Annotated in this window: 1 protein-coding gene; it reads left to right on the top strand. The window is 65.7% G+C overall.

Going from position 1 to position 528, the window contains the following annotated elements; translation table 11 throughout:
- The first annotated feature begins 134 nt into the window (after positions 1-134).
- A complete protein-coding gene (tnpA, locus tag F7P65_RS21880; RefSeq protein ID WP_025547145.1) occupies positions 135-518 on the top strand; it encodes an IS66-like element accessory protein TnpA in 384 nt (127 codons plus the stop codon).
- The last annotated feature ends 10 nt before the right edge of the window (positions 519-528 follow it).

Raw genomic sequence — 528 nt, 5'->3', positions numbered from 1 at the left:
TGGAAGGGTCTGACGGCCGCCTTGCGCGCCACGCATCTGGCGGGATGATTGCCGCTCTTTGAGCGGAGTGGCCGGTGTCGGACGGGATTGAAGATTCAGCTAGCGGTGCAGCGACTACTCATACGAGCGGTCGTATGAGTAGTCGGATAGAGATCGTTAGCCGGGTGTCGGGCCGGCGGCGCTGGACCGTGGAGCAGAAGCTGGCCGTCCTGCGTGATGCATTCGGCCCGGAGGGTTGCGTGCGCGCGGCCTGTGAACGCCATGACGTCGGCAGCGGCTCGATCTACACCTGGCGGCGCCAAGCAATGTCCGGTGAGCTTGCCGGGGTTCGCAAGCTGGCAGAGCCCGTTTTTGCGGAGGTGCAGATCAGCGAGCAGTTAGCCTTGCCCGCGCCGACGGTCGCGGCACGCAGCGACGGCGTGATCGGCATCGAGCTGCCGTCGGGCATCAGAGTGAGCGTGGACGCCACGGTCGATGCCGATGCCCTATCGCGGGTGATCGGTATCCTGACGCGATGATCCCGCTGCC

The sequence above is a fragment of the Sphingobium estronivorans genome (genome assembly GCF_008692605.1).
GTDB classification, from domain to species: domain Bacteria; phylum Pseudomonadota; class Alphaproteobacteria; order Sphingomonadales; family Sphingomonadaceae; genus Sphingobium; species Sphingobium estronivorans.
Note: the sequence above shows the minus strand (reverse complement) of the source record. Positions and strands in the feature narration are given on the sequence as shown.